Source organism: Bradyrhizobium ferriligni, from assembly GCF_056837965.1.
In genome coordinates this window covers 26,668-49,059 of record NZ_JBXEJO010000021.1, presented here as the reverse complement: position 1 = coordinate 49,059, position 22,392 = coordinate 26,668, and the positions used below count along the sequence as shown (strand labels likewise).

Sequence of the window (22,392 nt, the reverse complement as noted above, 5' to 3'; positions counted from 1 at the left end):
CTCCGTGCAGACATGTTCACAGCCAGCCGCGCGGACGGACCTTTGAAGCTCGTGCGCACGCGAGGGCTACGGCCAAAACTGTAGACAGCGCCCCGAGGGCAGACCTGGCGCCGAGAGCCGGGACGGGCTGCTCCTGCTTCCAGGTCAATGTACTGGGAAACAATTGTGGCCCGCCGGATGCGGCGAGACCCGGAGGAACGAATTTCCCCTCGTCGTGCGCAAGGGATCAAAGCTGGATGGCCGAGACGCCGGCAGCTCGGTTACGAGACCCTTGGCGTGGCGCCGGCCGGGCGCGCGGGAAATGGCGTCAAGCGAGAACTCAGGCTATTGGAAGTCGGACTTCCTCTCTGGCCTTTGTTCTGGCGTCGTAGATTCTGACTTGAAGCATGGGACGTCGCTTCTTGAGCTCCTGCGCTCCTGCAAAGGCTCCGTCTCTGGTCGCGAATTCGGTTTTCAATTGACCGTCGATTTCGAGCACATAACCAGAAGAGGGCAATCGACGTGTGGACGCGACCATTTTGTTCCTTTGGAGCATGAGTCTGATTGACGCCTGTGCTTAACCCGAGTCGCCGTGGCCCGGCCAGCGGGTTAATGAGAGGCATTTCCTGCTATCGATGATGCGATCCGAGGTGACAGGTTTGACGAACACTAACCGCCAAGAATTGCGCGAGCCATCAAAACATCGATCACGGCCTGGGCCATTTGCTCGGGTGTTTGCTCCACGGTCCTGAGATGAATTTCGGGTCTTATCGGCGCTTCGTAGGACGCATCGATGCCGGTGAAGTTCTTGATCTTACCGGACTTCGCCTTCGAATAAAGACCTTTGGGATCGCGCCGCGCGCATTCTTCGATTGGCGTATCGACAAAGACTTCGACAAACTCCTCCTTGCTGACCAGACTGCGCACCATGTCTCGTTCGGCCCTGTGGGGCGAGATGAACGAACAAATTACGATCAAGCCACTGTCCGCCATCAACTTGGCAACTTCCCCGGCGCGCCGAATGTTTTCCATTCGATCGACCTCGGAGAAGCCGAGGTCCGCGTTTAATCCGTGCCGCAGGTTGTCCCCATCCAACAGCATTGCATGGCGGAACATTGCAAACAGCTTTTGATCGACGATGTTGGCAATCGTCGATTTTCCCGCGCCTGACAGGCCGGTGAACCAAATGATGCAAGGCTTCTGGTTCTTGAGGTCGGCCCGCTCCTTGCGTCCCACCGCAACGGGTTGCCAAACGATATTGCCAGCCCGCCGCAATGGACGTGCGATCATTCCGGCCGCGACCGTACGGTTGGTATAACGATCGATGGCGATAAATGATCCGGTCTTGCGATTGACCTCGTAAGGATCGAACGCCGCAGGCAAGGCGGTTGAGATATTGCAAAAACCGATCTCGTTAAGGCCAAGCGTCCCGGCTGCCAGGTGCTTTCGTGTATTGACGTCGATCCGATGATTGATCGCAGTAATGCTACCTGCTGTGGTCTGCGATCCGATGCGCAGAATGTAATGGCGCCCCACCACGAGCTGGTCCTCATCCATCCAGATCAGATGAGCGGCGAATTGGTCGGCGAGCTCCGGCCGCTCGGCCGGACGTGCCAGGAGATCGCCGCGGCTGATATCGATTTCGTCTTCAACGGTAATCGTGATTGCATCGCCGGCTTCGGCGCAGGACAGATCACCGCCCTGCGTCACAATCCGCCTGACCCGTGTGGTCCGTCCAGACGCTGCGACGACGATGTCGTCTCCCACCGAGATGCTTCCGGAAGCCACGGATCCGGCGTAACCGCGGAAATCCAGGTCCGGCCGGTTCACCCACTGCACCGGAAAACGGAAGGCATGCCCGGAGCTGTCGGACTGGATATCAATACTCTCCAACTGGCCGAGCAGGCAGGGACCATGGTACCAGCGAGTGTTGCCGGATCGGTTGACGACATTGTCGCCGTGCCTGGCAGAGATCGGGATCGGAACGATCGAGTCGAACCCAAGATCGCTGGCAAAGGCAACATAGTCGGCGACGATCCGATCAAAGGTCGCTTTGCTGTAGTTGACGAGGTCGATCTTGTTCACCGCCAGGACGAGATGGCGAATACCAAGGAGCGAACAGATGAACGAGTGGCGCTTGGTTTGGACCAGCACCCCCTTGCGGGCATCGATGAGGATGATAGCGAGCTGGGCATTCGAGGCGCCCGTTGCCATGTTGCGAGTATACTGCTCGTGGCCGGGCGTATCGGCCACCATGAACGAGCGCCGTTCCGTCGCAAAGAAACGATAGGCCACATCGATCGTGATGCCCTGCTCTCGTTCGGCCTCAAGCCCGTCGACGAGCAGCGCGAAATCGATCTCACGGCCGGTCGTGCCGTGCTTGGCGCTGTCCCGTTCCAGCACCGTCAGCTGATCCTTGTAGATCATCTTGCTGTCATGCAGCAGCCGGCCGATCAGCGTCGACTTCCCATCGTCCACCGAACCGCACGTGATGAATCGCAGCTGATCCATTGGCTTGGCCTGGACAGATTCCGTTATCGGTTTGGCAAGCATCAAAAGTAGCCTTCCCGCTTCTTCTTCTCCATCGAAGCGGCTTCATCGACATCAATCAGGCGCCCCTGACGCTCCGACACCGTCGCAGTCTGCATCTCTGCGACGATGTCTTCGATCGTCGTTGCGTCGGATTCGATAGCCCCGCTCAACGGATAGCATCCTAGCGTGCGGAAACGGATCATCCGCATTTGCGGCGTCTCGCCAGACAGAAGCGGCAATCGCTTGTCGTCGATCATGATCGTTGCGCCATTTCGACGCACGATCGGTCTTTGCTTTGCGAAATAGAGTGGGACGACCGGAATCTTCTCGCACATGATGTATTCCCACACGTCGAGCTCAGTCCAGTTCGACATTGCAAAAACGCGCATGGTTTCGCCCAGGCGAATCCGCGTGTTGAACAGGTTCCAGAGCTCCGGCCGCTGGTTGCGGGGGTCCCATACGTGCCCGGCCGAACGGAAGGAGAGAATCCGCTCTTTTGCGCGGCTCTTTTCCTCATCACGGCGCGCGCCGCCAAAGGCAGCATCAAATTCGTGAAGGTCCAGCGCCTGCTTCAGGGCGTCGGTCTTCATCACCTGGGTATGAAGCGCGGAGCCGGAATCGATCGGATTGATCCCGCGCTCGATGCCCTCCTCGTTCACATGGACGATCAGGTCGAGGCCGAGGCGCTTGGCTGTCGCGTCCCGGAAGCTAATCATCTCGCGAAACTTCCAGGTCGTGTCGACGTGAAGCAGGGGAAAAGGCAGCTTTGCGGGATAGAAGGCCTTGATCGCAATGTGCAGCATCACGCTCGAGTCTTTTCCGATCGAGTAAAGCATGACCGGCTTTTTGAACTCGGCGACCACGTCACGCATGATTTCGATCGATTCAGCCTCGAGACGGCGCAGATGTTTCGGCAGCATGTGTCTTCTACGATGCGGGATCGCTAGTTCGTTCAGTACCGCGTTTGCCTTGCGATAGGCCCGACAGGCGTTGCAGCGATCGGCGCCTGCCATAGCGCATCGGCGTCCACCGGGTCAAACAGCGGATAGCGCGCAATCCTTCGTCGGCGCCTGCCAGCATCCGAGCGAAGCGCGGCTGGACACGCGAGCCGGTGGACTTACTTCCGCTTGCCAGCTAGACAACGAGCTCGATAAGGCAGGCAGCACATTCTGACCATAATCCTGGGAGGGTCATCGCTCATGATTGCTGCGTCCCTCCTTGAGCCGCACAATCTCGTCCCGCAGCGCCTCGATAACGGCGTCGCGATGCCGAACGGCCTCTTGCTGGGCACCTCGATCCGATTCCGAGGCCAAGAGTGCCATGCGCAACTGGGCCGCCATCGAACTCGTCAGCTCCTGACTTTGGTCGAAGTCGGTTCCGGATAGATGCTGCGCATCGTGCCCTGTGGACGCATTTGCTGTGGAGCAAGAGTTCTCGATTGGCTGCCGAATCCCAGGGGTCGGCTTACCGGGGTTGGCTGGAATGTTCGACCATGCCCGTTCCCTGCTGAGGCGCAGATCCCACCACATTCGAAATATCTGACGATAGAGCTCGGTGACCTCGCGCCCTTTATCAACCACTCCGGCTTGTTGTGCGTGCCGCAATTCCGCTCCATATCCGAGCTGTATCATCAGCTCGACGCCGATCAGATCGGTTATCGTTTGCATCTCTTCGATACCCAATTGGACTTGCCACGCGTCGACAGACTTCTCATCGACGGTCCTTCTTTCAAGGATTTTCCGATCTCCAAAGCTGCTGGAGTGAAGATAATCGGCCCGAGCCGTCGACGTAGCTGCAGTGTCTTTTGGATCACAGCCAAGGCCAGCGATGAGACGCTGAATTTCCCCCTCCGGACACGCCGCCAGACGTTCGTACTGCACCACCATCGTCTGCCGGCGATCGCGGTGCGCAGCGAGTTTGGGCAGGCCGAGAACCAGATCAGCAAGCGAAGAGGCAATAACGTCAGGCAGGCGGAGCATGAGATCAGCAAGCGAGGACACGCTGACCGAATGGGACCTTTGCGCCTGAAGGGGGATTCCCCAAGTCGACTTCAGGGATGCGGCAATGGCGTAGGGATTGCGCATCAGAAGAATATGCGGCGCTTCAGGATAAAGAAGATCCAAATAGTCGAGCACCATCCAGTAGCGTGGTGTCTTGTCCACGATGATGCGCTTGCCCGCCGAGGACAGATACGCACCGTACGCCGCATCCGCAAAGGCACGGCTGACCGCAGCGCGATCGATCCGGCCCAAGAACTCGGAAGTTGCCGTTTCGATCAGAGATCTTCCGGCCGGGTGACGATGGTCCACCCTGCCAAACGCCTCAAGAGCCAGCATGAGCCAAGGCTCTGGTGGAGCTGTAATTTCCGGATGCTGTTGGAGCAAATGCGCCAACAGCGTCGTTCCGGATCGTGGAAGGCCGAGCAGAAAGCAGACCGTGGCCCCGCGGTTTGCATCCTGGCTCACGATATCGCTCCCGATGTGCTCGAGGAAAGCGAACCCCGGACCACACACTTGTTCGCTCGAGGACGACGGCGGCCGAGCAATTTCCCATCGGCCGATCGCTCGCGACACTTTGCCATACCAGGAGGGAGGCGCCTGCAATTCATGGTCTGAATCTGTCGAATCGATGAATTCGCGCAAGCTTTTTTGGCAATTGCAATCGGCAGTTTGCGAGTACTCGCAAGGCTAGTTGCGACCAAAAGCCAGCTCAACTATACGAAGGCAAGCTGCCAATATGGAATCGGATGACAAGACTATACTGCGGTCTATCGGGTAACCCCCACACAACACTGCTGGTGAAATGCGTGAAGCGACGACACTAGCCCCCGGCAACCGAGCGTCAACACGTAGCGTCTCGGCTTCGGATGCAATTTGCATTGGCTTCGATGATAGCCCACCGGCGGACCTCGTTGTTGAACTTGCCTTGTCGCTTATCGATTGCTTTCTGCACAATCGGCCCGATCTCATCGCCGCTGATGGTCTGCGCCCAACAGCTCGCGGTGCTGGACATTGCAGTCCGACCGCGTGGAAAGAGCAAGTCGTATCCTTTAATCAGACGGAAAGCGACGCGTCGAGATTTCGCGACACGCGGCGCAGATGTTCTAACGTTCCTCGCTCGAGACTTTGACAGCTCGATGATACGGCAAAGGAGTGAGCAAGCCGGCGAGTAGCCAATGAAGCAGACCATGGACGTCTCGTTGCTAGGGGCATCAATCTTACCGGCGTGTGGGATCGACCTCGACAAAGCCGCCCGTGGATGCCCCTGGTTCGTCAAGACAATGAGCGCGGTGTTGCCGCAACTGCTCCGGCCAGCTCATGATTGGCACACTCCCCTTTCGTCCGTACCGTACCAAGTATTTGATTTGGCTGCTCTTACGAAGTTGTCGTCACTTCTCATTCGCGCTAAGGGAAGCTGGTAAAGGATGGAACCAGAGCTTCGATGCCGCCGGATTTGCTTGGCCCAGCAAACGCGCTTGGCAGTATCTCTACCGACGAACTGGAGACGATCCGGCCGTTCGTCTGGGAGATCAGATCGATCAGTGCATGTCTCGAAGAGCTTGCGAGATTTCGAGCCGACGTCCTTGGCATCACCGGGCCGCAGTGGATGATCCTGATGGCCGTGGCCTATTTAGGGAAAGAGAATGGTGTCCCCGTCAACATGGTGTCAAAGTTGATGCACGTCGATCCTTCCTTCGTCACGACCCATTCAAAGCTGCTCGAGAAAAATGGATTCCTGCGGCGTAAGCACTGCGCAAGCGACGCTCGGGTCGTGCAGATGACGCTGACAGCCAAAACTCGTAAACGTCTGGCATCTTTGGCACCGCAGGAAGCACTGGATGAGTTCGCTTCTGATGAATTCGGGGTTAACGGATCAAGCGAGTTCATTGCCAAGCTGGCCGCAATCAGGCGTCGTCTGGAGAAGGTCTACCGCGAGAGCGGTTGTGGCCTTCCGAAGACCAAACGCACGTCCGTCAGAAATGATGCCACGTAGCCATGTCTACGCTTCCAGTCTTCGAGTGTTCCTTGAAGCACCGCGGACGAAGGTGGTTGTGGTCCGTGCATACCGACGAGGGCAAGCAGATGATGGCCGGCTCAGGGCGCAGCCGCTCGGCCGCCAGATATCAGGCCAACCGAGCGCTGTTTTTATTGTTGCTGAGCGCGCCGTATCGTTCCGAAGCTCGAGCTCACCAGCATGCTGGGCGGCGCACTTTTGCGCCCAAATGATCTTCGAGGAACGCCCCACTCGCAAGGTTGTTTCCATCGGCTAACCCGTGGGCCCATGACTGCGCCACGTCCCAATTTTTGCAGAATCCACTTTCAGGCCATAATGACGACCTTCTCAACTGTGGTCAGCCAGGGGGCCATCGCAGTAACAACGAGCTGGTTGCGAGCCGCCCCTGACGAAAGCTGAACATTCTCGAGCGGTTTCGGGCCGTCCGTCGTACAGACCTCGATGTTGCGGGAGCTGAATCTCGCGCTTAAGCAAATCGCGCAGAGCTGGCGTAGATCTGCAGGCTCATGTGACTTAGCGAGTCACTAATTTTGCCGAGATATAGCCACAAAGCGCGTTCCAAAAATCTCATCGAAGATGCCGGACGCTCGAGGCCGCTCCGCCATCGCCAAGCTCCAACCAGACCGTGGCGTGAGAAGCCCATCTTCATCTGGAAATTGATCGTCGCTCGAACCTACGAAGATCTTTGACGCGCCGCCGATCGCGGACACACACGCTCTGCCTTGTGTTGGAGAAGCTCCTTGTCGAGGTAACCGACCGTAACGTCGTAGGTGGGAAGCTCTCCTCTGATCAGCCAGCTGAGGACTCCGGGACCTCATCAAAGCTGATCGGCTGCAGAACCAAGCGGCCAGTCCTCTGGCAGGTACACGCCGAGGAGCAGACCAGTCGTTCGTCGGACCAGGAATGCAGACTGTACTCACTGAGCTCGCTGGATTCGATCACCACACTTTATAAAGGTCCGACAATGCTACGTTCTCGGACAGCAGCATCAATCGCGGCGCTGAAATCGATAGGAAATTACCCGGGCTCGAAGTTGGTTGATCAACGGTTGGGCCGAACCACCTGTTGCGACACAATCCAACAGCCAATAAGGGCGGCCCGGGAGCCGCCCTACTGTAGCAATCAACAGCGCAGCCCAATTAGCTACCGCTGATGTCCCAGTCCGATTCCGAGATGTAAGGCCTTCTGGCGTAGCGCACCGACAGAGCGTTTGGTCATTTTTGATATTTTTGTGACCGGGGTCCGAGCCTTTGAATGGACCTTGAGTTCTTTGATATCTGCCTTAGTCCACTCGCGCCGCTTAACGCGTTTCTTGGTTGCTTTTTTCACAATGAATGCTCCTTTTGAGAGGAGCGGCTTCTAACATAGTTTTTTCACAGCGACGACCGTAAAAAGGAGGCAAGCATAGACCTCGCGCAAAGGTGCAAGGCTCTGTCATGTGTTCTGAAGCAATGGCTACAGCGCCTTCCCAGTTGTTGGTTTCGTGGAGGTTTTCGTATCGAGAAATTTGGCCACGAATTGGCGAATCCAGTCTCCTAATTGACACATCGTCGTTGGAACCCAGCAGGTTGTTACAAGTCTTTGAAACACCATGAGAAAGCGAATTGCGATTAGTCAGAGAGCTTCAGGTAGGGTCGAGATTTGTATCCAGCTCAGAGGAATCAGGCATTGAATCCGGCAGACACCGTCGCGCTCTCATACTATGGTCATCGATAGCGAGCGGGCTACTAAGCAACCGTGGCTGATCACGGCGCGTTGCCGCCATCAACAGGCTGCTAGCCGTCCGACTTTCGCCTGTCCCACAGTTGCGGCGGTAGACCGCCTGGACGGGCGAGCTAGTACTCGCGTCGACGCCCGCTTCCACAAATGCGCTGGTCCATTGGCACTATTTGGACCGGCACCGGGGCCGATCGGGCTCCTCATCGGCGATGGCGCGCCAGGCCGCGCCGTCGAGATCGTCATACTGGCCGCTCTTCAGCGACCACAGAAAGCCAAGCAGGCCGAGGAAGCCGAGTGAAAGAGCGAGCGGAACCAGATAGATCAGGACTTCCATCAGAGGGCCTCGCCCCTTCGCGCCCGCAACGCGTTAAGCATGACCAGTACCGACGAGCATGACATCGCCGCGGCGGCAATCAGCGGCGTCACCAAGCCGGCGATCGCAACGGGCACGGCCAGGACGTTGTAGACGACAGCAAGACAGAGATTCTGCTGCATCAGCCGCAGCGCCCCGCGCGAGGCAATGACCGCCATCATCACCGGCCCGAGACGCTCACCGAGGAAGACCGCATCAGCGATCGCCTGGCTCATATGGGTGGCGGTGACAGGCGACATCGAGGCATGGGCTGCTGCGAGCGCGGGCGCGTCGTTCAAGCCATCGCCGACCATCAACACCTTGTATCCCCTGCTCGTCAGATCTTCGACCCGGGCGACCTTGTCCGTCGGCGAGACGTTGGCCCGCCACTCTTGAATGCCAAGCGCCTCGGCCGCCCGCCGAACAGCCGGCTCGCGATCCCCGGAAACGATCTCCACCATGATGCCAAGGCGTGCGAGGCTTGTGACAACCGCGACCGCGTCCGGCCGCATCCTTTGCCTGATGGCAAAGATATGCCTCGCCTCGCCGCGGCTGAACGCGACGACTGAGGCCTCGGGATCATGGCACAGGATCTCGTCAGCGAGGCTGTCAGCGCCGCAGAACGAGGGGCGGCCCAGCCGGATCGGCGCGCCCTCATAGTAACCGCGGACGCCCCGTCCCGGCTCCTCTTCGATATCGGCCAGCGGCTCGTTTGTGCCGGCAGCACGTGCCAGGGCGGCGGCGACCGGATGGCGGCTCGACAGCGCTAGCCGGCCCGCCAATTTGACGACATCCTCGGGAATGCCGGCGAGATTGGCGACATCGAGTTCAGGCAGCGTCAGCGTCCCGGTTTTGTCGAAGATCACCCGATCCACCTCGGCGATACGCTCGATTGCATCCCCGGCATTGAGCAGCACGCCGGAACGGAACAGTGCGCCGGCGGCCACCGTCTGCACTGCGGGGATAGCCAGACCCAGCGCGCAGGGGCAGGTGATGATCAAGACTGCGATCGCCGTGACCACCGAATCATGAAAGGTGGCGCCAGAGGCAAGCCAACCCAGCATGGTCAGGAAGGCCGTGATGTGAACGATCGGCGCATAGAGCCGCGACGCGCGCTCGGCGAGGCGCAGATAGCGCGAGCGCGCTTGCAGGGCATGATCGAGCAGCCTGGAAATCTCAGCAAGCAGTGTGCCGTCCGAGGCCGCCGCCGCACGGACGCGCAGGGTGCCGGACCGTACCAATGTGCCGGCGAACACCGCGCTGCCGGGCGTCGCGATCGCCGGCAAAGTCTCGCCGGTAATAAGGCTTTGATCGACCTCGGAGCTTCCCTCGATCACGTTGCCGTCGACTGTACAGCATTCGCCGGGGCGCACCAGCACGATGTCCCCCGGTTTGATCGCCGCCACCGGAACGGTTCTGATCTCGGTCGGGCTAATGAACTTCGCCGCAGTCTCCGCCTTGAGTGCTGCAAGGTTGCTGGCGAAGGCGCGGGTGCGCCGCCTCATGTTCTGGTCGAGATAGCGACCTGCGAGCAGAAAGGCGATCAACATGATCGCCGCATCGAAATAGGCGTGCTCGGCATGAGCGATGGTCTCGATCACCGACGTCGCCAGGGCGAGCAGAATGCCGATGCTGATCGGAACGTCCATATTGGTTCCGCGCGCCCGCAGCACGGCAAAAGCGGAAGAGAAGAATGGTTGCGCACAATAAGCCGCGGCCGGCAGGACGATCAGCGCGGAGAGCCAATGAAAGAAGTCGCGCTGTTCCGGCAGCATGTCCGAGACATTTCCGGACCAGACCGGGATCGACAGCATCATCACGTTCATCGCGGCAAAGGCGGCGACGCCCAGCCGCCGCAGCAAGTCCTGCGCCCGCTCCGCCTCCAGCGTCTCCGCATTGTCCCGCTGGAACGGATATGCCCTATAGCCTAAATCGGCGAGCCGCTTGACAAATAGTGCTGGATCGAGGGCTCCGGCGTTCCACTCGAGCGCGAGCCGATTGTCGGTGAGGTTCACGCGTGCCGAGGTCACATCTGGGATGCTCGACAGATCGCGCTCGATCTTGCCCATGCAGCCCGCGCAACTGATCCCCTCCACCGCAAGGTCGAGCTGGAGGCGGCCCGAGCCTGTCCTCTTCAGAAAGTGAGAAAAATCGATGTCGGACTGCATGTGCACACGCTCTCAATTCAGGACGATGCGGTTCTTCGAAAGAAACATGCGGCGGCCGTCATCGTCGCCCTCGATCACGAGATCCCACTGCCCGACAGCGACGCCCGAGGCGCTGCCGCGGTAGATACCAGCATTGGCCTGCGAGACATCAATCGCCCGATCGGCCCGGCGGTCGACCGGGCGCTCCAGGCGGGCCACGAAATTCATTCCGGCGAGAGGCGCACCTAGGCGGTCGCGCGCCTCGATCGCAAGCTCAGCTTCACCATCCGACTGCCGGTGGATATATACTTGCACCTGCCAGTTTCGCTCGTTCTGCTGCCGTGCCGCGATGATCTCGCGCTGATAGGCAAGGCTCGCACGATAGGCGCTGTCAACCTCCGTCCCCGGCAGCGTCATGATGGCAAAACGCATCATGACCAGATTGGCGCCAATCACGACCGAAAAGAACGCGAGAATCGCGATCAGGACGAAGCGCCCGGTAATGGGCCGCGTGACTTGATTTGATGCGGTCATGGTCACATCCCGTCAGTGATCGTCAGGGGAGAACGAAATGATCCGATGCGGAGGCGACCTCGCCGAGGCCAAGGTCGGTGACCCGAAACCTCACCGGCATCGAGCGTTCTGCCATGCCGTCAACCGGCGCTGTCAACAGCACACGCAGTTCTGTCGTCGTATCGCGAGCCAGGACGATCATCGGCCGATCCACGGTCACCGAATCGGCGCCGACGACGTGGACGGACGTCTTGGGCGGCCCATCGATGTCGATCGCGATCACCCGATCGAAGTCGCGCCTGTTGAGCAAACGCACGGTGTAGGCGTTGCGAATCGATCCATCGCTGAGCCTGACAGCCATGGGATTACGATCATGCAGAACGCTGAGATCAAGTAGCGTTCTGGATAACAACTCATAGACCATCACCGCGCAGATGACCGTGATCAAAAAGGCATAAACGAGCGTGCGCGGGCGTACCGGCTTGAACAGCTCCGGCTTGCCGTCCATCCGCCGGCGGATATTGATGTCGTTGTCGTAACCGATCAGGCCGGTTTTGCGCCCGATCTTCTTCATGACGGCATTGCAGGCATCGATGCACAGCCCGCACTGGATGCAGCCCAGCTGGGCGCCATTTCGTATATCGATCCCGGTCGGACAGACCGCCGCGCATTGATTACAATCGATGCAGTCTCCGACCCTTTCGCCGCGTGCGCGCAGATCGAATGATTTCTTCAATGAGCAGCGCTGCTCGCCGCGGTCGCATTTGTAGGTGACATTGAGGGCCCATTCGTCGGTGAGCGCGGCCTGGATGCGCGGCCACGGGCACATATAAACGCAAACCTGCTCGCGCATGTAGCCAGCCAGCAGATATGTCGAAGCGGTCAGGATCCCAATCCAGATATAGGCGATTGCGGGCGCTTGGAACGTTGCCAGATCGTGCACCAAGGTCGGCGCGTCGGCGAAGTAGAGCACCCAGGCGCCACCCGTCCACCAGGCAATCATCAACCAGATTGCGTGCTTCGCCACGCACTTTGCCGCGCGCCCTGCTGTCATTTGGCGTGCGGCGGCCTTCAGCCGCTCGCGACGGTCGCCCTCGACCCAGCGCTCGACCGCATAGAACAGGTCGGTCCAGACCGTCTGCGGGCAGAGATAACCGCACCAAATCCGCCCGCCGAGCGCGTTCATCAAGAACAGCACCATGGCAGCAAGCACGAGCAAACCGGTGAAGTAATAGAGCTCTTGCGGCCACAGTTCGATAAAGAAGAAGTAGAACCGCCGGTTTGGAAAATCGAGCAACACCGCCTGGTCGGGAGCGCCGAGGCCACGATGCCAACGCACGAAGGGCAGCAGATAGTAGATGCCCAGACACACGACCATCAGCCGCCATTTGATCGTACGGAAAGTACCGCGGACGCTCTGCGGATAGACCTTCCTATGGGCTGCATAGAGGGGTCCATCCTCGTCGATCACCGGCTCATCGAGCGAAACGGTCTTGTTTACGGCGGGCTTCATGACCGACCTTACATCGGGCGCGGATGGCTCGCGTTGATCCTGGGTCACCGGCGCGCAGGTTTTGCGGCGCATCTCGCCTATTGTCCGCCGCCGAGCGAATGGACATAGACGGCAAGCGCCCTGACTGTAATGGGATCGAGCCGCCCGCTCCAAGCCGGCATGATGCCGGCGCGGCCATAGCTGATAGTCTCGACCAGCGTGTCCTCGTCCGAACCGTACAGCCAAATCCGGTCAGTCAGATTCGGTGCGCCGAGTGCCTGATTGCCTTTGGCGTTCTCGCCATGACAGACCGCGCAATTCTCGGCAAAGATCTTGGTGCCGGCCGCAGCATCGAACTCGGCTGCCGTGGTCAGGCCTGACAGCGATCGCACGTAGTTTGCTACGGTGACAATCTCGGTTTTCGTGAGGATGCCGTCGCGGCCAAAGGCCAGCATTTGTCCCTCATGCGCCTGGGCATGCCCGGAACGTGCGCCGAACTGGATGGTCTGCAGGATCTGGTCGAGCGATCCGCCCCATAACCAATCATCGTCATTGAGATTCGGATATCCCTTGGCACCCGCGCCACCGCTCCCATGGCATGGCGCACAATTGTCCGCGAACACCGTCCTGCCGCGCGCGCGGGCCAACCCCAGCAGGGCCGGATCCTTCTCGATCTCGGTAAGAGACGCTTTGCCCAGCACGGCCATCTTCTCGCCGCGCAGCTTCTCAAGACCTGCAAGGTCGTTGACGACGCTGGCGCGGGTCGAATAATCAAACACGCCTGTCGTGTAGCTTGAGAGGAGCGGCCATGCCGGATAAACGACCCAGTAGCCCATCGCCCAAAGGATCGTGGCGTAGAAGCTCAGAATCCACCAGCGCGGCAGCGGCGTGTTGAGTTCCTTTATACCATCCCATTCGTGCCCCGTCGTGGAGCGGCCGGAGATGTGGTCGATGTCGTTGTGCTCGGTCATGATCTGTCAGTCCCGGCGCAGCGGCATGCGCGCCGCAGAATCAAAACGCTTCTTGTTGCGAGGCCACAGCGCGTAAACGACGATGGCCATGAAGATGCCGACGAACAGCGGCGTCCAGACCGTCACCACGAAGCTCGATGCCAGGTTCTCGATGGAAATAACGGCTTTCATCAGAGGATCCTTCAGCGCAGATTGGCTTTTTCGTCGTAGAGCTTGAAATCGATCAACGTGCCGAGCATCTGCAGGTAGGCGACGAGCGCATCGAGTTCAGTCGGATTGCCGGCCCTGCCGTCGAAATTGCGCACAGCGGCCTTCGGATAGCGCTTCTGGAACGATTCGACGTTCGCGCTGTCAGGATCGAGCTGCGTCTTCAGGTCGACGACAGCGTTCTTGATCTGGTCCTCGCTATAGGGGACGCCGATCGCCCGATTGGTGCGCAGATGTGCGACCACGTCGGTCAGGTCGACCTCGGTGTTCGCCAGCGACGGGTAGCCCGGCATCACCGATTGCGGCACGATGGCGCGCGGATTGGTCAAATGCGTGACGTGCCATTCATCGGAATATTTCCCGCCAACACGTGCGAGGTCCGGGCCGGTCCGCTTCGAGCCCCATTGAAACGGATGGTCATACATGCTCTCAGCGGCCAGCGAGTAATGCCCGTAGCGCTCGACCTCGTCGCGTAATGGCCTGATCATCTGCGAGTGGCAGACATAGCATCCCTCGCGTACGTAGATGTTGCGGCCGGCGAGCTCGAGCGGCGTATACGGCCGCACGCCGTCCACCGCCTCGATTGTGCTCTTAAGGTAGAACAACGGCGTGATCTCGACCAAGCCACCGATCGCTATCACGGCAAGGATGCCCGCGATCAAGATGATCGAGTTCTTCTCAAAGATCTTGTGTCGGTTCCAGAGCGACATGCGATGACCTATTCCGCGACCTGGAGCGCTCTAGCGTCCTGGACTTGATCGGCTTCCTGTGCATTCACCGTCATCCAGAGATTGGCGGCCATGATCAGCGCACCGATCAGGAACAGTGCGCCACCCGCGGCACGGATGATGTAAAAGGGATGCATGGCCTCGACCGACTCGATGAACGAGTATTCGAGGAAGCCGAGCGAGGTATAGGCGCGCCACATCAGCCCCTGCAGGATGCCGGACACCCACATTGCGGAGATGTAGAGCACGATGCCGATCGTGGCGATCCAGAAGTGCCAGTTGACGAGCTTGAGGCTATACAGCTGGCGATTCCAAAGCCAGGGAATCAGACAATACAGCGCGCCGAATGATATGAAGCCAACCCAGCCCAACGCGCCCGAGTGCACATGGCCGACCGTCCAATCCGTGTAATGACTGAGCGAGTTGACGACCTTGATTGCCATGGTGGGACCTTCAAATGTCGCCATGCCGTAAAAGGCAACCGAGACCACGAGCATACGAAGTACCGGGTCGGTGCGGAGCTTGTCCCAGGCGCCCGAGAGCGTCATCAGGCCGTTGATCATGCCGCCCCATGAGGGCATCCACAGCATGATCGAGAATGTCATGCCCAGCGTCTGCGTCCAGTCCGGCAGGGCGGTGTAGTGTAGATGGTGCGGTCCGGCCCAGATGTAGAGGAAGATCAGCGCCCAGAAGTGGATGATCGAGAGACGGTAAGAATAGACCGGCCGTTCGGCTCTTTTCGGAATGAAGTAGTACATGATCGCCAGGAAGCCGGCGGTCAGGAAGAAGCCGACCGCGTTATGGCCGTACCACCACTGAAACATGGCATCCTGCACGCCGCCCCAGGCAATGTAGGATTTCGAACCGAACACCGATACCGGTAATGCGGGATTGTTGCCAAGGTGGAGCACCGCAATGGTGACGATAAAGGCGAGATAGAACCAGTTGGCGACGAAGATATGCGGCTCCTTCCGTTTCAACAGCGTCGCCACGAACACAATGAGATAAGTGATCCAGACGATGGTGAGCCAGAGATCGGCGTACCACTCCGGCTCGGCATATTCCTTCGACTGGGTGACACCGAACAGATAGCCAGTGCCTGCGATCAGAATGAAGAAATTATAGCCAACGACCACAAACCATGGCGCAAGATCGCCAGCCAGGCGGGTGCGGCAGGTCTTCTGCACGACGTAGAACGAGGTCGCGATGAGCACGTTTCCGCCGAACGCAAAGATCACAGCCGATGTGTGCAACGGCCGGAGCCGACCAAAGCTCGCCCAAGGCAGATCAAAGTTCAGTGCAGGCCAGGCAAGTTGCGAGGCGATCAGCAGACCGATGGAAAAGCCCGCAATGCCCCAGAACATCGCAAGCACCGAGGCGAATTTGATCGGACCGAGATTGTAGTTCGCTCGGCCATTGATCTGCGCCGGCGGTAATTGCGCCGGCCGTTCATAGTAGCGATTGAGGATGACGCCCGCGGCGGTCAGACTGGCGGCGGAAGCCAGCAATGCGTGGAAGGTAAACGCAGAATCATGCCCCATCGCTCCGGCGAAAAAGAAGACGTAGGCAGAAACTGCAAATACCGACATCAGGCCTGCTTCACCCATCGTCGTGGATTTCGAGGCAAAGGATGGGCTTGTCATGGCTTGGCCTTCTTTGAAAGCGGGGATGCTTCGGGAACTGTTTCCGGCGAGCTAAGCGATTGGGTTCATCAATCGCAAGAGCGCTGCGGGAGGCCGTCATCGACCTCACGACCGAGCGCGCGCAGGGTTTGTTCGTTAGGGCAGTCTTTCAGCGGATTTCGATACTTCCCTGTTTGGAGGTTGGCGGCGCAACGGGCTTTGGCCTGACATAGGCCGCATACTCGCTGCAGATCGCGCAGGACGTCGCCATGGCGGGCGGCAAGCGCATGCTCGGAAAAACCGGCAAGTGCGAGGCGCTTGCTCAAGAGTTCGGGAGAGCCCGGACTTTGCGCCAGGGTTCGAAAAGCGGATGTAGACAGATTAAGCTCGCGCGCGATCGCATCGATGTCCTGCGGGCTCAAGCAAGCCAGCTCGGACGTCCGAGACAGGCTCGCTCGCAATCGGCTGAGCAAATTCCTAAACCGCCAAGGACGACCGATATGTGCAGGTTGGCTGACCATGTGTCATGTCCCTCGAAGCAGCCATAGCTGCTGGAGGCAGGTTTGTTTTTGACCTGCATCAAATGTAAGAGCAAATCGTTCGATCCGGATCGCCCTGCCCCGGGGGGCCGGCGAGACTGCGGCGAGGCCCATTTCGTGTTGCGGGCAACAGCGCCTGCCGCATTGGTGACAGCATCGCGAGCTCTTTCGAATCGATGCTCGGCGCGGTGTTTTACAAGATCGCGCTTGAACTCACGGATTGACGATCGCCATGAAATCCGCAAGGACCTGCGCTAGCCGAACTCAGGCTAGCCGCCCCATGCCGGGGGCAACGCAGGCGGGGCTCGAAGCTCCATCGCATCTGCGAAAATGGTCCAATCGCGGACACCTTTTTGCTTGCAGAAGTCGCTCTCTGCCTGCTGTGCAGCAGCACTCAGCGATGCGGCATCGACCTTGAACGCTGCCTGACAGGCACGATGCTCGTGGCCGGTATCGTCACAGACGGTCTTAATGAAGCGAACGTTAAATGAAGGCATGGCTACCCTCTTGCGGTGGGTTTGCTTATCCCTGCCTATTCTGCCATTAGCGCGCGGAGAGTATTTGATTTGTCTCAAGCAGCATCCAAAGTAATCGGTCACTTACCGTGACAGAGACTGTTCTGACGAGTGCTGGCGACCCGGCGATATCGTCAGCCAGACCTGGGTCCCCGTGATCGTGAGCAAATGGGGCGAACCGCCAATATCTCGCGTCTGACGACCCACCCTGCCGCCGCAATGGCAAAGCCGATGACCAGGCTCGCCGCAGCCAAGGTTTCGATAAGGCCAAGGTTCAGGGCTTCCGCGCCAAAGCCTATGGCTGCGATCAGCGCCGGCAAGGCCACCGACAATGCAAGGCGAGCAGTCACTAAGAGTCTCCTTTGCGCCTCTCGCATCATTGATGACACTTGTTGTCATGGTCCGATGCGCGTCCGGTGCGCTTCAACATTCGCATGATTGCCCCGCCCGTATTTTGACTCCCATCAACCCGGCCGCATCCGGGGTTTGTCGGGATCAAGGCGCGACACGAGGGATCGCCCGAACTGGAACATGTTTGGCCCCCTGTCCCGCTCGCGGCGAGCGGTACGCCGCCACTCGTTCTAGACGCATCGCTTTTTTTTGACCTGCGTCAATACTCCAGCGGCGGCCTACCGATAGAAACGATCTCCAGTCAAGGTCAGACATATGGCTCACAGACAGGCTTGGCGCCCCATCATCTTTTCGTGCCCAAATAGGGGCGACCGGATTCAAGGACTGCTGCCGAACGACGCAGTCGAGCCAGGCGCCAACGACCTGCACCCGGTAACCTGCGCCGCCTGCGATGGTGTCCACTTCATCGACCCGCGGACCGGCCCGACGCTCGGGGCCGAGCGCAGCTAGCCCCCCGTCCCACGACCGACGCCGTAGCAAGGAGACGTCCCATCAACAAAGGATGTTCGACATGACAGGCCACGGCGAAACTTGCTCGGCGAAGAGCCCAATTGTGGGCCGCGGTCCAGTTCAGTTTCGGCAAAAACCCGATCATGACCAACCGGAGAAGGCTTGAGCAGGTCCGGACCGGTTCGACCGAAGGTGGCAAGGTGCTTCGTAGCATCAATCCCGATATTTGGGTCGGCGAGAGGGTCATGATCCAGCACGATGGGTTCGACGATGCCTCCGCCGACAGACCCGAGGCGGCGACTGCCGCGATCGAGACCGCGCGCCGCCTGCGCAATATTGGGCTGAACCAGATCGCGGGGCGGACAAGCGATGTGGTTCGTACTGTCTGAAAGGTTGCTTGAATTTGTCAGTCGGCGGCGATGAACACCGTCCAGGATCTAACGGCAACGTGACGTGGGAGCGGATCGACACGGCGCCCTTCGATCGGGACCTTGAGATTGGCGTGATCGAGGGTAATATCATTCATCGGCTGGTCTTCCCTTGCCGCCGCATCTTCGGTGGCTGGATCAAGGCGAAGACAGGAGAACACGTCGCTGTGCAGCCCACGCACTGGCGCATTTGGTTCAAATAGCGTTGGCTATCCTGCACAATATATCGGCGCGAACTGACGCGCGCCTGCCTCCGGTGGCCCTCCCGCGGCCAAACGATGTAGAATCGATCGAATGAGAGGGTCTGCCGGCAAGTATGTCCGACCACATCTGGTATCGCTATGGCACTGCCGCGGCAGCCGTCGCGCTCGCCCTCATGCTCCGCGCGGCGCTCAATCCGTATCTCGATGACCGCTCATTTACGATCATCTACCTTCCGGCGATCGTTTTTGCCGCTTTCGCCGGCGGCCGCGGACCGGCGAGCTTCGCGACCCTGCTCTGCCTCGTCATCAGCGCGGCATTTCTTGGGAAAAGCCTCATCACCGTTTCCGCAAACATGATCGATATTGCCGCATTTTCGGTACTAGGTCCCATGCTTGGCTTCATGGGCGACCGGCTGCGGCAGGAATCGGAACAAGCGCGGTATCGGCAAGCCCATCTGCAGTCGATCCTGGACACCGTACCTGAAGCCATGATCGTCATTGACGAGAAGGGTATCATTCGCTCGTTCAGCGCCGCGGCAGTGCGTTTATTTGGCTGGTTGCCGGACGAAGTGGTTGGAAAGACTGTATCCAAGTTGATGCCGCAGCCCTACCGGGCCGAGCATGACCGCTACATTGAACGTTATCTGGCCACCGGCGAGCGGCTCATCATTGGCATCGGTCGCATCGTGGTCGGCGAGCGGAGCGACGGCTCGACCTTTCCGATGGAGCTTGCCGTCGGCGAGGCCAAAGTGCGCGGCGAACGCTTCTTCACCGGCTTCATCCGAGACCTAACCGAACGGCGGGCGCAGGAACGGCGGCTGCAGGAGCTGCAGTCTGAACTCGTCCATGTGTCGCGGCTGACCGCCATGGGTGAGATGGCATCATCTATTGCCCATGAAATCAACCAGCCACTCTCCGCCATCACAAACTACATGCGCGGCGCAAAGGCTCTAATGGCGTCAGACAAGCCGAACGCCAATCGCATTGGTGATGCACTCGAACGCGCTGTCCAACAGGCTCTGCGCGCCGGCGATATCATCAAGCGCCTGCGGGAGTTCGTTGCCAAAGGCGAGACGCAGCATTCTGTGGAAAATCCGCTCACGCTGCTTGAAGAGGCTGTGGCGCTGGCCCTGCTCGGCGCCAAGGAGCAAGGCGTGCGGGTGACGATGCGCAGCGACCGCGATCTGCCGTCAATGATCGTAGACAAGATCCAGATCCAGCAAGTCGCGCTGAACCTGATACGCAACGCGATCGAGGCGATGGCTTGCTGTCCGCGCCGCGAATTGACCGTCGGAGTCAGCAAGGTCGATGGTCTCGCCAGGTTTACCGTTGCTGATACGGGTTCCGGCATTAGCCCTGATGTCGCCGACCGCCTGTTCCAGCCCTTTGTCACGACGAAGGAACACGGCATGGGTGTTGGACTATCAATCTGCCGGACAATCGTGGAATCCCATGGCGGCCACATCGTGGCGGAAGCCAATCCGGGTGGCGGCACGATCTTTCAATTCACGCTGCCATTTGCTGACATCGGTGAAGAAGCATGACTGAGCGGCGCATTCTTGTGATCGACGATGACGCCGCGATGCGGGATTCGCTGGCGTTTCTGCTCGATATTAGTGGTTTCTGGGTAGCAACCTACGAGACCGCGACCGAGTTTCTCAATGATATTGCAAGCGGTCCGGTCGACTGCGTTGTATCAGACATCCGCATGCCAGGAATGAGCGGCCTCGAACTGGTCCGCAAGCTGAAGGCTGATTGCCTCGACTGTCCGGTCGTCCTGATAACCGGTCATGGTGATGTATCGCTCGCAGTCGAAGCGATGAAAGCGGGTGCGGTCGATTTCATCGAGAAGCCGTTCGAGGACGAGGTGCTGTTGCGTGCCATCAACGCTGCTTTGGAAGCGCGGCCAACGAAGCCAGACGATGACGCAGCGAAACTGCAGGCAGAAGGGCGCCTTGCGGACCTCTCGTCGCGCGAACGTGACGTCCTGCAGGGACTATTAGCCGGCAAGATCAACAAGGTAATCGCCCATGATCTTGGCATCAGCCCCCGGACGGTCGAGGTTTATCGCGCCAACCTGATGGCCAAGACCAATGCACGCAGCATGTCCGAATTGATGCGGATTGCCATCGCCGCAGGATTCTAGCAGGGGCGCGAGCCGCGTGGTCCAGGCGACGCATAGTGGTTGATCTTAGAGAATTCGTCCAGGAACGATCTTCAATCGCGTGAGGGTGGAGCGCCTTGGAAACGCATTACCCAGCGGAGCCTTGAGAACAGGCCAGGACCACAGACCGGCAATGGCGAAAATCAAGACGAGCCCAGCGAACGATGCACGCGCACGTCGCACTGGCCCCCGTCTGCGACAATGTCCTCACATACCGCTGATTGATTCTCCGGCGAGGAATCGACGGCATCCGTGATCTCCGGCCAGTCCCAATCCCGCTGATTTGTGCAGCAAAAATCGCTGTGCACGAATCGTGCAAGATTCGCGGTTGACACGACCGATGCAGCACATGCCATGCTGGTTCTACTTGGCATCGGACTCTGCGCGAACTGTCCGTGGCCGGTTTGATCCTGCCTAACCAAATCGGCGACCTTATGAAGCAGATCAATTGTCCGGCCCAGATTTGTGCTCCGATGGGCAGCAATCCTTTCATGCCCGGAGAACGGCAATGTTCGGGAACATATTGGTCCATCTTCCCACGGAGCTTCCGGTGCGGGCTACGGTGAACGGTTCGATTTCCTTCGCACTAAGCACGGGCGCGCATCTTGACGTTGTGGCGATCGGTTATGAGAGGACCATGATTCCGCTCGCCGCACTCAGCGGGGTGGCCGTCACTTCGGTCTTTGAAATCGAGCAGGCGCGTGCGTTAGAGAAAGCCGAAGCGGCACTTCGTGTCTTTGATCTGCGGGCAAGGAGCGCCGGCATTTCTTATGCGAGCCGCGCGCTCAGTGCGGTTCCAGCGGAGGCGCGTCGAAGCATCTGCGCCAGCGCGCGAGTGCACGACATGACTATCGTCACGCAGCCCCAGAGCGGCTACGAGAGCTATGACAACGTTATTCCCAAGGAGATCCTGCTCCAGGCCGGCAAGCCAGTTCTGTATCTGCCAAGCGTCATCCACGGCGCTTTTTCGGCCAAACGAATCGGGATTTGCTGGGACGGCAGCCGCCTTGCAGCCCGCGCGGCGCACGACGCGATGCCGTTGCTGCGCGAAGCGGACGCGCTGACCATCATCGCGATGACTGCTGCGCACAGGGTCCCGGCAGACAGTTCCGCCGACCATTTTGGACAGCATCTTGCAAGATCGGGCCTCCCTGCAAAGATCGTGTCGCTCCCGGCATCCCGGTCGGTGCACCGGGTCCTCCTGTCGCTTGTGGCGGACGAAAACCTCGATCTGCTGGTGATGGGCGGAAACGGCCGCTCCCGGCTGCAGGAAAGGCTGCTCGGCGGCATTTCGAGAGATCTGCTTCGTGCAAACGTCATTCCGGTTTTGATGTCGCACTGAAGGTGAGATCGTAGATGCGATAATGCCGCCGGATGCGCTCCGAACGTCGTCGATTAGCGCAGGA

18 protein-coding genes are annotated in these 22,392 nt (G+C 59.3%); 5 read left to right on the top strand and 13 right to left on the bottom strand.

Annotated features, from left to right (window positions below):
• Positions 1–648 precede the first annotated feature (648 nt).
• From cysN to noeE, 3 genes are all read right to left on the bottom strand, one after another.
• On the bottom strand, positions 649–2,532 hold the full coding sequence (cysN, locus tag AC1VNY_RS14655) for a sulfate adenylyltransferase subunit CysN (protein ID WP_482405667.1): 1,884 nt from the start codon (positions 2,530–2,532) through the stop codon (positions 649–651).
• Positions 2,532–3,431: a sulfate adenylyltransferase subunit CysD gene (gene cysD / locus AC1VNY_RS14650; RefSeq protein ID WP_482405717.1), complete on the bottom strand. Its 900-nt coding sequence runs from the start codon at positions 3,429–3,431 to the stop codon at positions 2,532–2,534. The genes cysN and cysD overlap by 1 nt, the downstream gene beginning before the upstream one ends.
• 270 nt (positions 3,432–3,701) lie before the next feature.
• On the bottom strand, positions 3,702–4,976 hold the full coding sequence (noeE, locus tag AC1VNY_RS14645) for a nodulation protein NoeE (protein WP_482405666.1): 1,275 nt from the start codon (positions 4,974–4,976) through the stop codon (positions 3,702–3,704).
• Between the two features lie 976 nt (positions 4,977–5,952).
• Here noeE and AC1VNY_RS14640 point away from each other — a divergent pair.
• A complete protein-coding gene (locus tag AC1VNY_RS14640) occupies positions 5,953–6,504 on the top strand; it encodes a MarR family winged helix-turn-helix transcriptional regulator (RefSeq protein ID WP_482405665.1) in 552 nt (183 codons plus the stop codon).
• 1,906 nt (positions 6,505–8,410) lie between these two features.
• Here the strand turns inward: AC1VNY_RS14640 and ccoS are convergent.
• The 10 genes from ccoS to AC1VNY_RS14590 all read right to left on the bottom strand — a co-directional run bounded on the left by ccoS (position 8,411) and on the right by AC1VNY_RS14590 (position 17,312).
• The gene (gene ccoS, locus AC1VNY_RS14635; RefSeq protein WP_482405664.1) at positions 8,411–8,578 is read right to left on the bottom strand and encodes a cbb3-type cytochrome oxidase assembly protein CcoS; all 168 of its coding nucleotides are present in this window, start codon (positions 8,576–8,578) and stop codon (positions 8,411–8,413) included.
• Positions 8,578–10,764: a heavy metal translocating P-type ATPase gene (locus AC1VNY_RS14630; RefSeq protein ID WP_482405663.1), complete on the bottom strand. Its 2,187-nt coding sequence runs from the start codon at positions 10,762–10,764 to the stop codon at positions 8,578–8,580. Before AC1VNY_RS14630 ends, ccoS begins: the two co-directional genes overlap by 1 nt.
• Positions 10,765–10,776: 12 nt before the next feature.
• On the bottom strand, positions 10,777–11,277 hold the full coding sequence (locus AC1VNY_RS14625) for a FixH family protein (protein WP_482405716.1): 501 nt from the start codon (positions 11,275–11,277) through the stop codon (positions 10,777–10,779).
• Positions 11,278–11,299: 22 nt separating this feature from the next.
• A complete protein-coding gene (ccoG, locus tag AC1VNY_RS14620; protein ID WP_482405715.1) occupies positions 11,300–12,769 on the bottom strand; it encodes a cytochrome c oxidase accessory protein CcoG in 1,470 nt (489 codons plus the stop codon).
• A gap of 77 nt (positions 12,770–12,846) precedes the next feature.
• Positions 12,847–13,719 (bottom strand): cytochrome-c oxidase, cbb3-type subunit III, encoded by an 873-nt coding sequence (ccoP, locus tag AC1VNY_RS14615; RefSeq protein WP_482405662.1) that lies wholly within the window; start codon positions 13,717–13,719, stop codon positions 12,847–12,849.
• 6 nt (positions 13,720–13,725) lie between these two features.
• Positions 13,726–13,890, bottom strand: coding sequence for a cbb3-type cytochrome c oxidase subunit 3 (locus tag AC1VNY_RS14610; protein ID WP_482405661.1), 165 nt, complete (start codon positions 13,888–13,890; stop codon positions 13,726–13,728).
• An 11-nt stretch (positions 13,891–13,901) separates the two neighbouring features.
• Positions 13,902–14,636: a cytochrome-c oxidase, cbb3-type subunit II gene (ccoO, locus tag AC1VNY_RS14605; protein ID WP_482405660.1), complete on the bottom strand. Its 735-nt coding sequence runs from the start codon at positions 14,634–14,636 to the stop codon at positions 13,902–13,904.
• Between the two features lie 8 nt (positions 14,637–14,644).
• Positions 14,645–16,297, bottom strand: coding sequence for a cytochrome-c oxidase, cbb3-type subunit I (ccoN, locus tag AC1VNY_RS14600; RefSeq protein ID WP_482405659.1), 1,653 nt, complete (start codon positions 16,295–16,297; stop codon positions 14,645–14,647).
• A gap of 68 nt (positions 16,298–16,365) precedes the next feature.
• A complete protein-coding gene (locus AC1VNY_RS14595) occupies positions 16,366–16,698 on the bottom strand; it encodes a hypothetical protein (protein ID WP_482405658.1) in 333 nt (110 codons plus the stop codon).
• Between the two features lie 386 nt (positions 16,699–17,084).
• A complete protein-coding gene (locus AC1VNY_RS14590; RefSeq protein ID WP_194456149.1) occupies positions 17,085–17,312 on the bottom strand; it encodes a hypothetical protein in 228 nt (75 codons plus the stop codon).
• Between the two features lie 980 nt (positions 17,313–18,292).
• Between AC1VNY_RS14590 and AC1VNY_RS14585 the strand changes: the two genes are divergently transcribed.
• The 4 genes from AC1VNY_RS14585 (at position 18,293) to AC1VNY_RS14570 (ending at position 22,328) form a co-directional block, all read left to right on the top strand.
• On the top strand, positions 18,293–18,580 hold the full coding sequence (locus AC1VNY_RS14585; protein WP_482405657.1) for a hypothetical protein: 288 nt from the start codon (positions 18,293–18,295) through the stop codon (positions 18,578–18,580).
• Between the two features lie 355 nt (positions 18,581–18,935).
• Positions 18,936–20,366, top strand: a complete 1,431-nt coding sequence (locus tag AC1VNY_RS14580) for a PAS domain S-box protein (RefSeq protein ID WP_482405656.1) — start codon at positions 18,936–18,938, stop codon at positions 20,364–20,366.
• A complete protein-coding gene (gene fixJ, locus AC1VNY_RS14575) occupies positions 20,363–20,968 on the top strand; it encodes a response regulator FixJ (RefSeq protein WP_482405655.1) in 606 nt (201 codons plus the stop codon). The genes AC1VNY_RS14580 and fixJ overlap by 4 nt, the downstream gene beginning before the upstream one ends.
• A gap of 655 nt (positions 20,969–21,623) precedes the next feature.
• Positions 21,624–22,328 (top strand): universal stress protein, encoded by a 705-nt coding sequence (locus AC1VNY_RS14570; protein WP_482405654.1) that lies wholly within the window; start codon positions 21,624–21,626, stop codon positions 22,326–22,328.
• Positions 22,329–22,392 lie beyond the last annotated feature (64 nt).

What these genes read in the sequence shown, in the direction of transcription:
- AC1VNY_RS14590 (WP_194456149.1), bottom strand. Translation starts at nt 17,312, where the DNA reads ATGCCTTCATTTAACGTTCGCTTCATTAAGACCGTCTGTGACGATACC.
- AC1VNY_RS14610 (WP_482405661.1), bottom strand. Translation starts at nt 13,890, where the DNA reads ATGAAAGCCGTTATTTCCATCGAGAACCTGGCATCGAGCTTCGTGGTG.
- ccoG (WP_482405715.1), bottom strand. Translation starts at nt 12,769, where the DNA reads ATGAAGCCCGCCGTAAACAAGACCGTTTCGCTCGATGAGCCGGTGATC.
- cysN (WP_482405667.1), bottom strand. Translation starts at nt 2,532, where the DNA reads ATGCTTGCCAAACCGATAACGGAATCTGTCCAGGCCAAGCCAATGGAT.
- ccoS (WP_482405664.1), bottom strand. Translation starts at nt 8,578, where the DNA reads ATGGAAGTCCTGATCTATCTGGTTCCGCTCGCTCTTTCACTCGGCTTC.
- AC1VNY_RS14580 (WP_482405656.1), top strand. Translation starts at nt 18,936, where the DNA reads ATGTCCGACCACATCTGGTATCGCTATGGCACTGCCGCGGCAGCCGTC.
- cysD (WP_482405717.1), bottom strand. Translation starts at nt 3,431, where the DNA reads ATGCTGCCGAAACATCTGCGCCGTCTCGAGGCTGAATCGATCGAAATC.
- AC1VNY_RS14630 (WP_482405663.1), bottom strand. Translation starts at nt 10,764, where the DNA reads ATGCAGTCCGACATCGATTTTTCTCACTTTCTGAAGAGGACAGGCTCG.
- ccoP (WP_482405662.1), bottom strand. Translation starts at nt 13,719, where the DNA reads ATGACCGAGCACAACGACATCGACCACATCTCCGGCCGCTCCACGACG.
- AC1VNY_RS14640 (WP_482405665.1), top strand. Translation starts at nt 5,953, where the DNA reads ATGCCGCCGGATTTGCTTGGCCCAGCAAACGCGCTTGGCAGTATCTCT.
- fixJ (WP_482405655.1), top strand. Translation starts at nt 20,363, where the DNA reads ATGACTGAGCGGCGCATTCTTGTGATCGACGATGACGCCGCGATGCGG.
- AC1VNY_RS14625 (WP_482405716.1), bottom strand. Translation starts at nt 11,277, where the DNA reads ATGACCGCATCAAATCAAGTCACGCGGCCCATTACCGGGCGCTTCGTC.
- ccoN (WP_482405659.1), bottom strand. Translation starts at nt 16,297, where the DNA reads ATGACAAGCCCATCCTTTGCCTCGAAATCCACGACGATGGGTGAAGCA.
- ccoO (WP_482405660.1), bottom strand. Translation starts at nt 14,636, where the DNA reads ATGTCGCTCTGGAACCGACACAAGATCTTTGAGAAGAACTCGATCATC.
- AC1VNY_RS14570 (WP_482405654.1), top strand. Translation starts at nt 21,624, where the DNA reads ATGATTCCGCTCGCCGCACTCAGCGGGGTGGCCGTCACTTCGGTCTTT.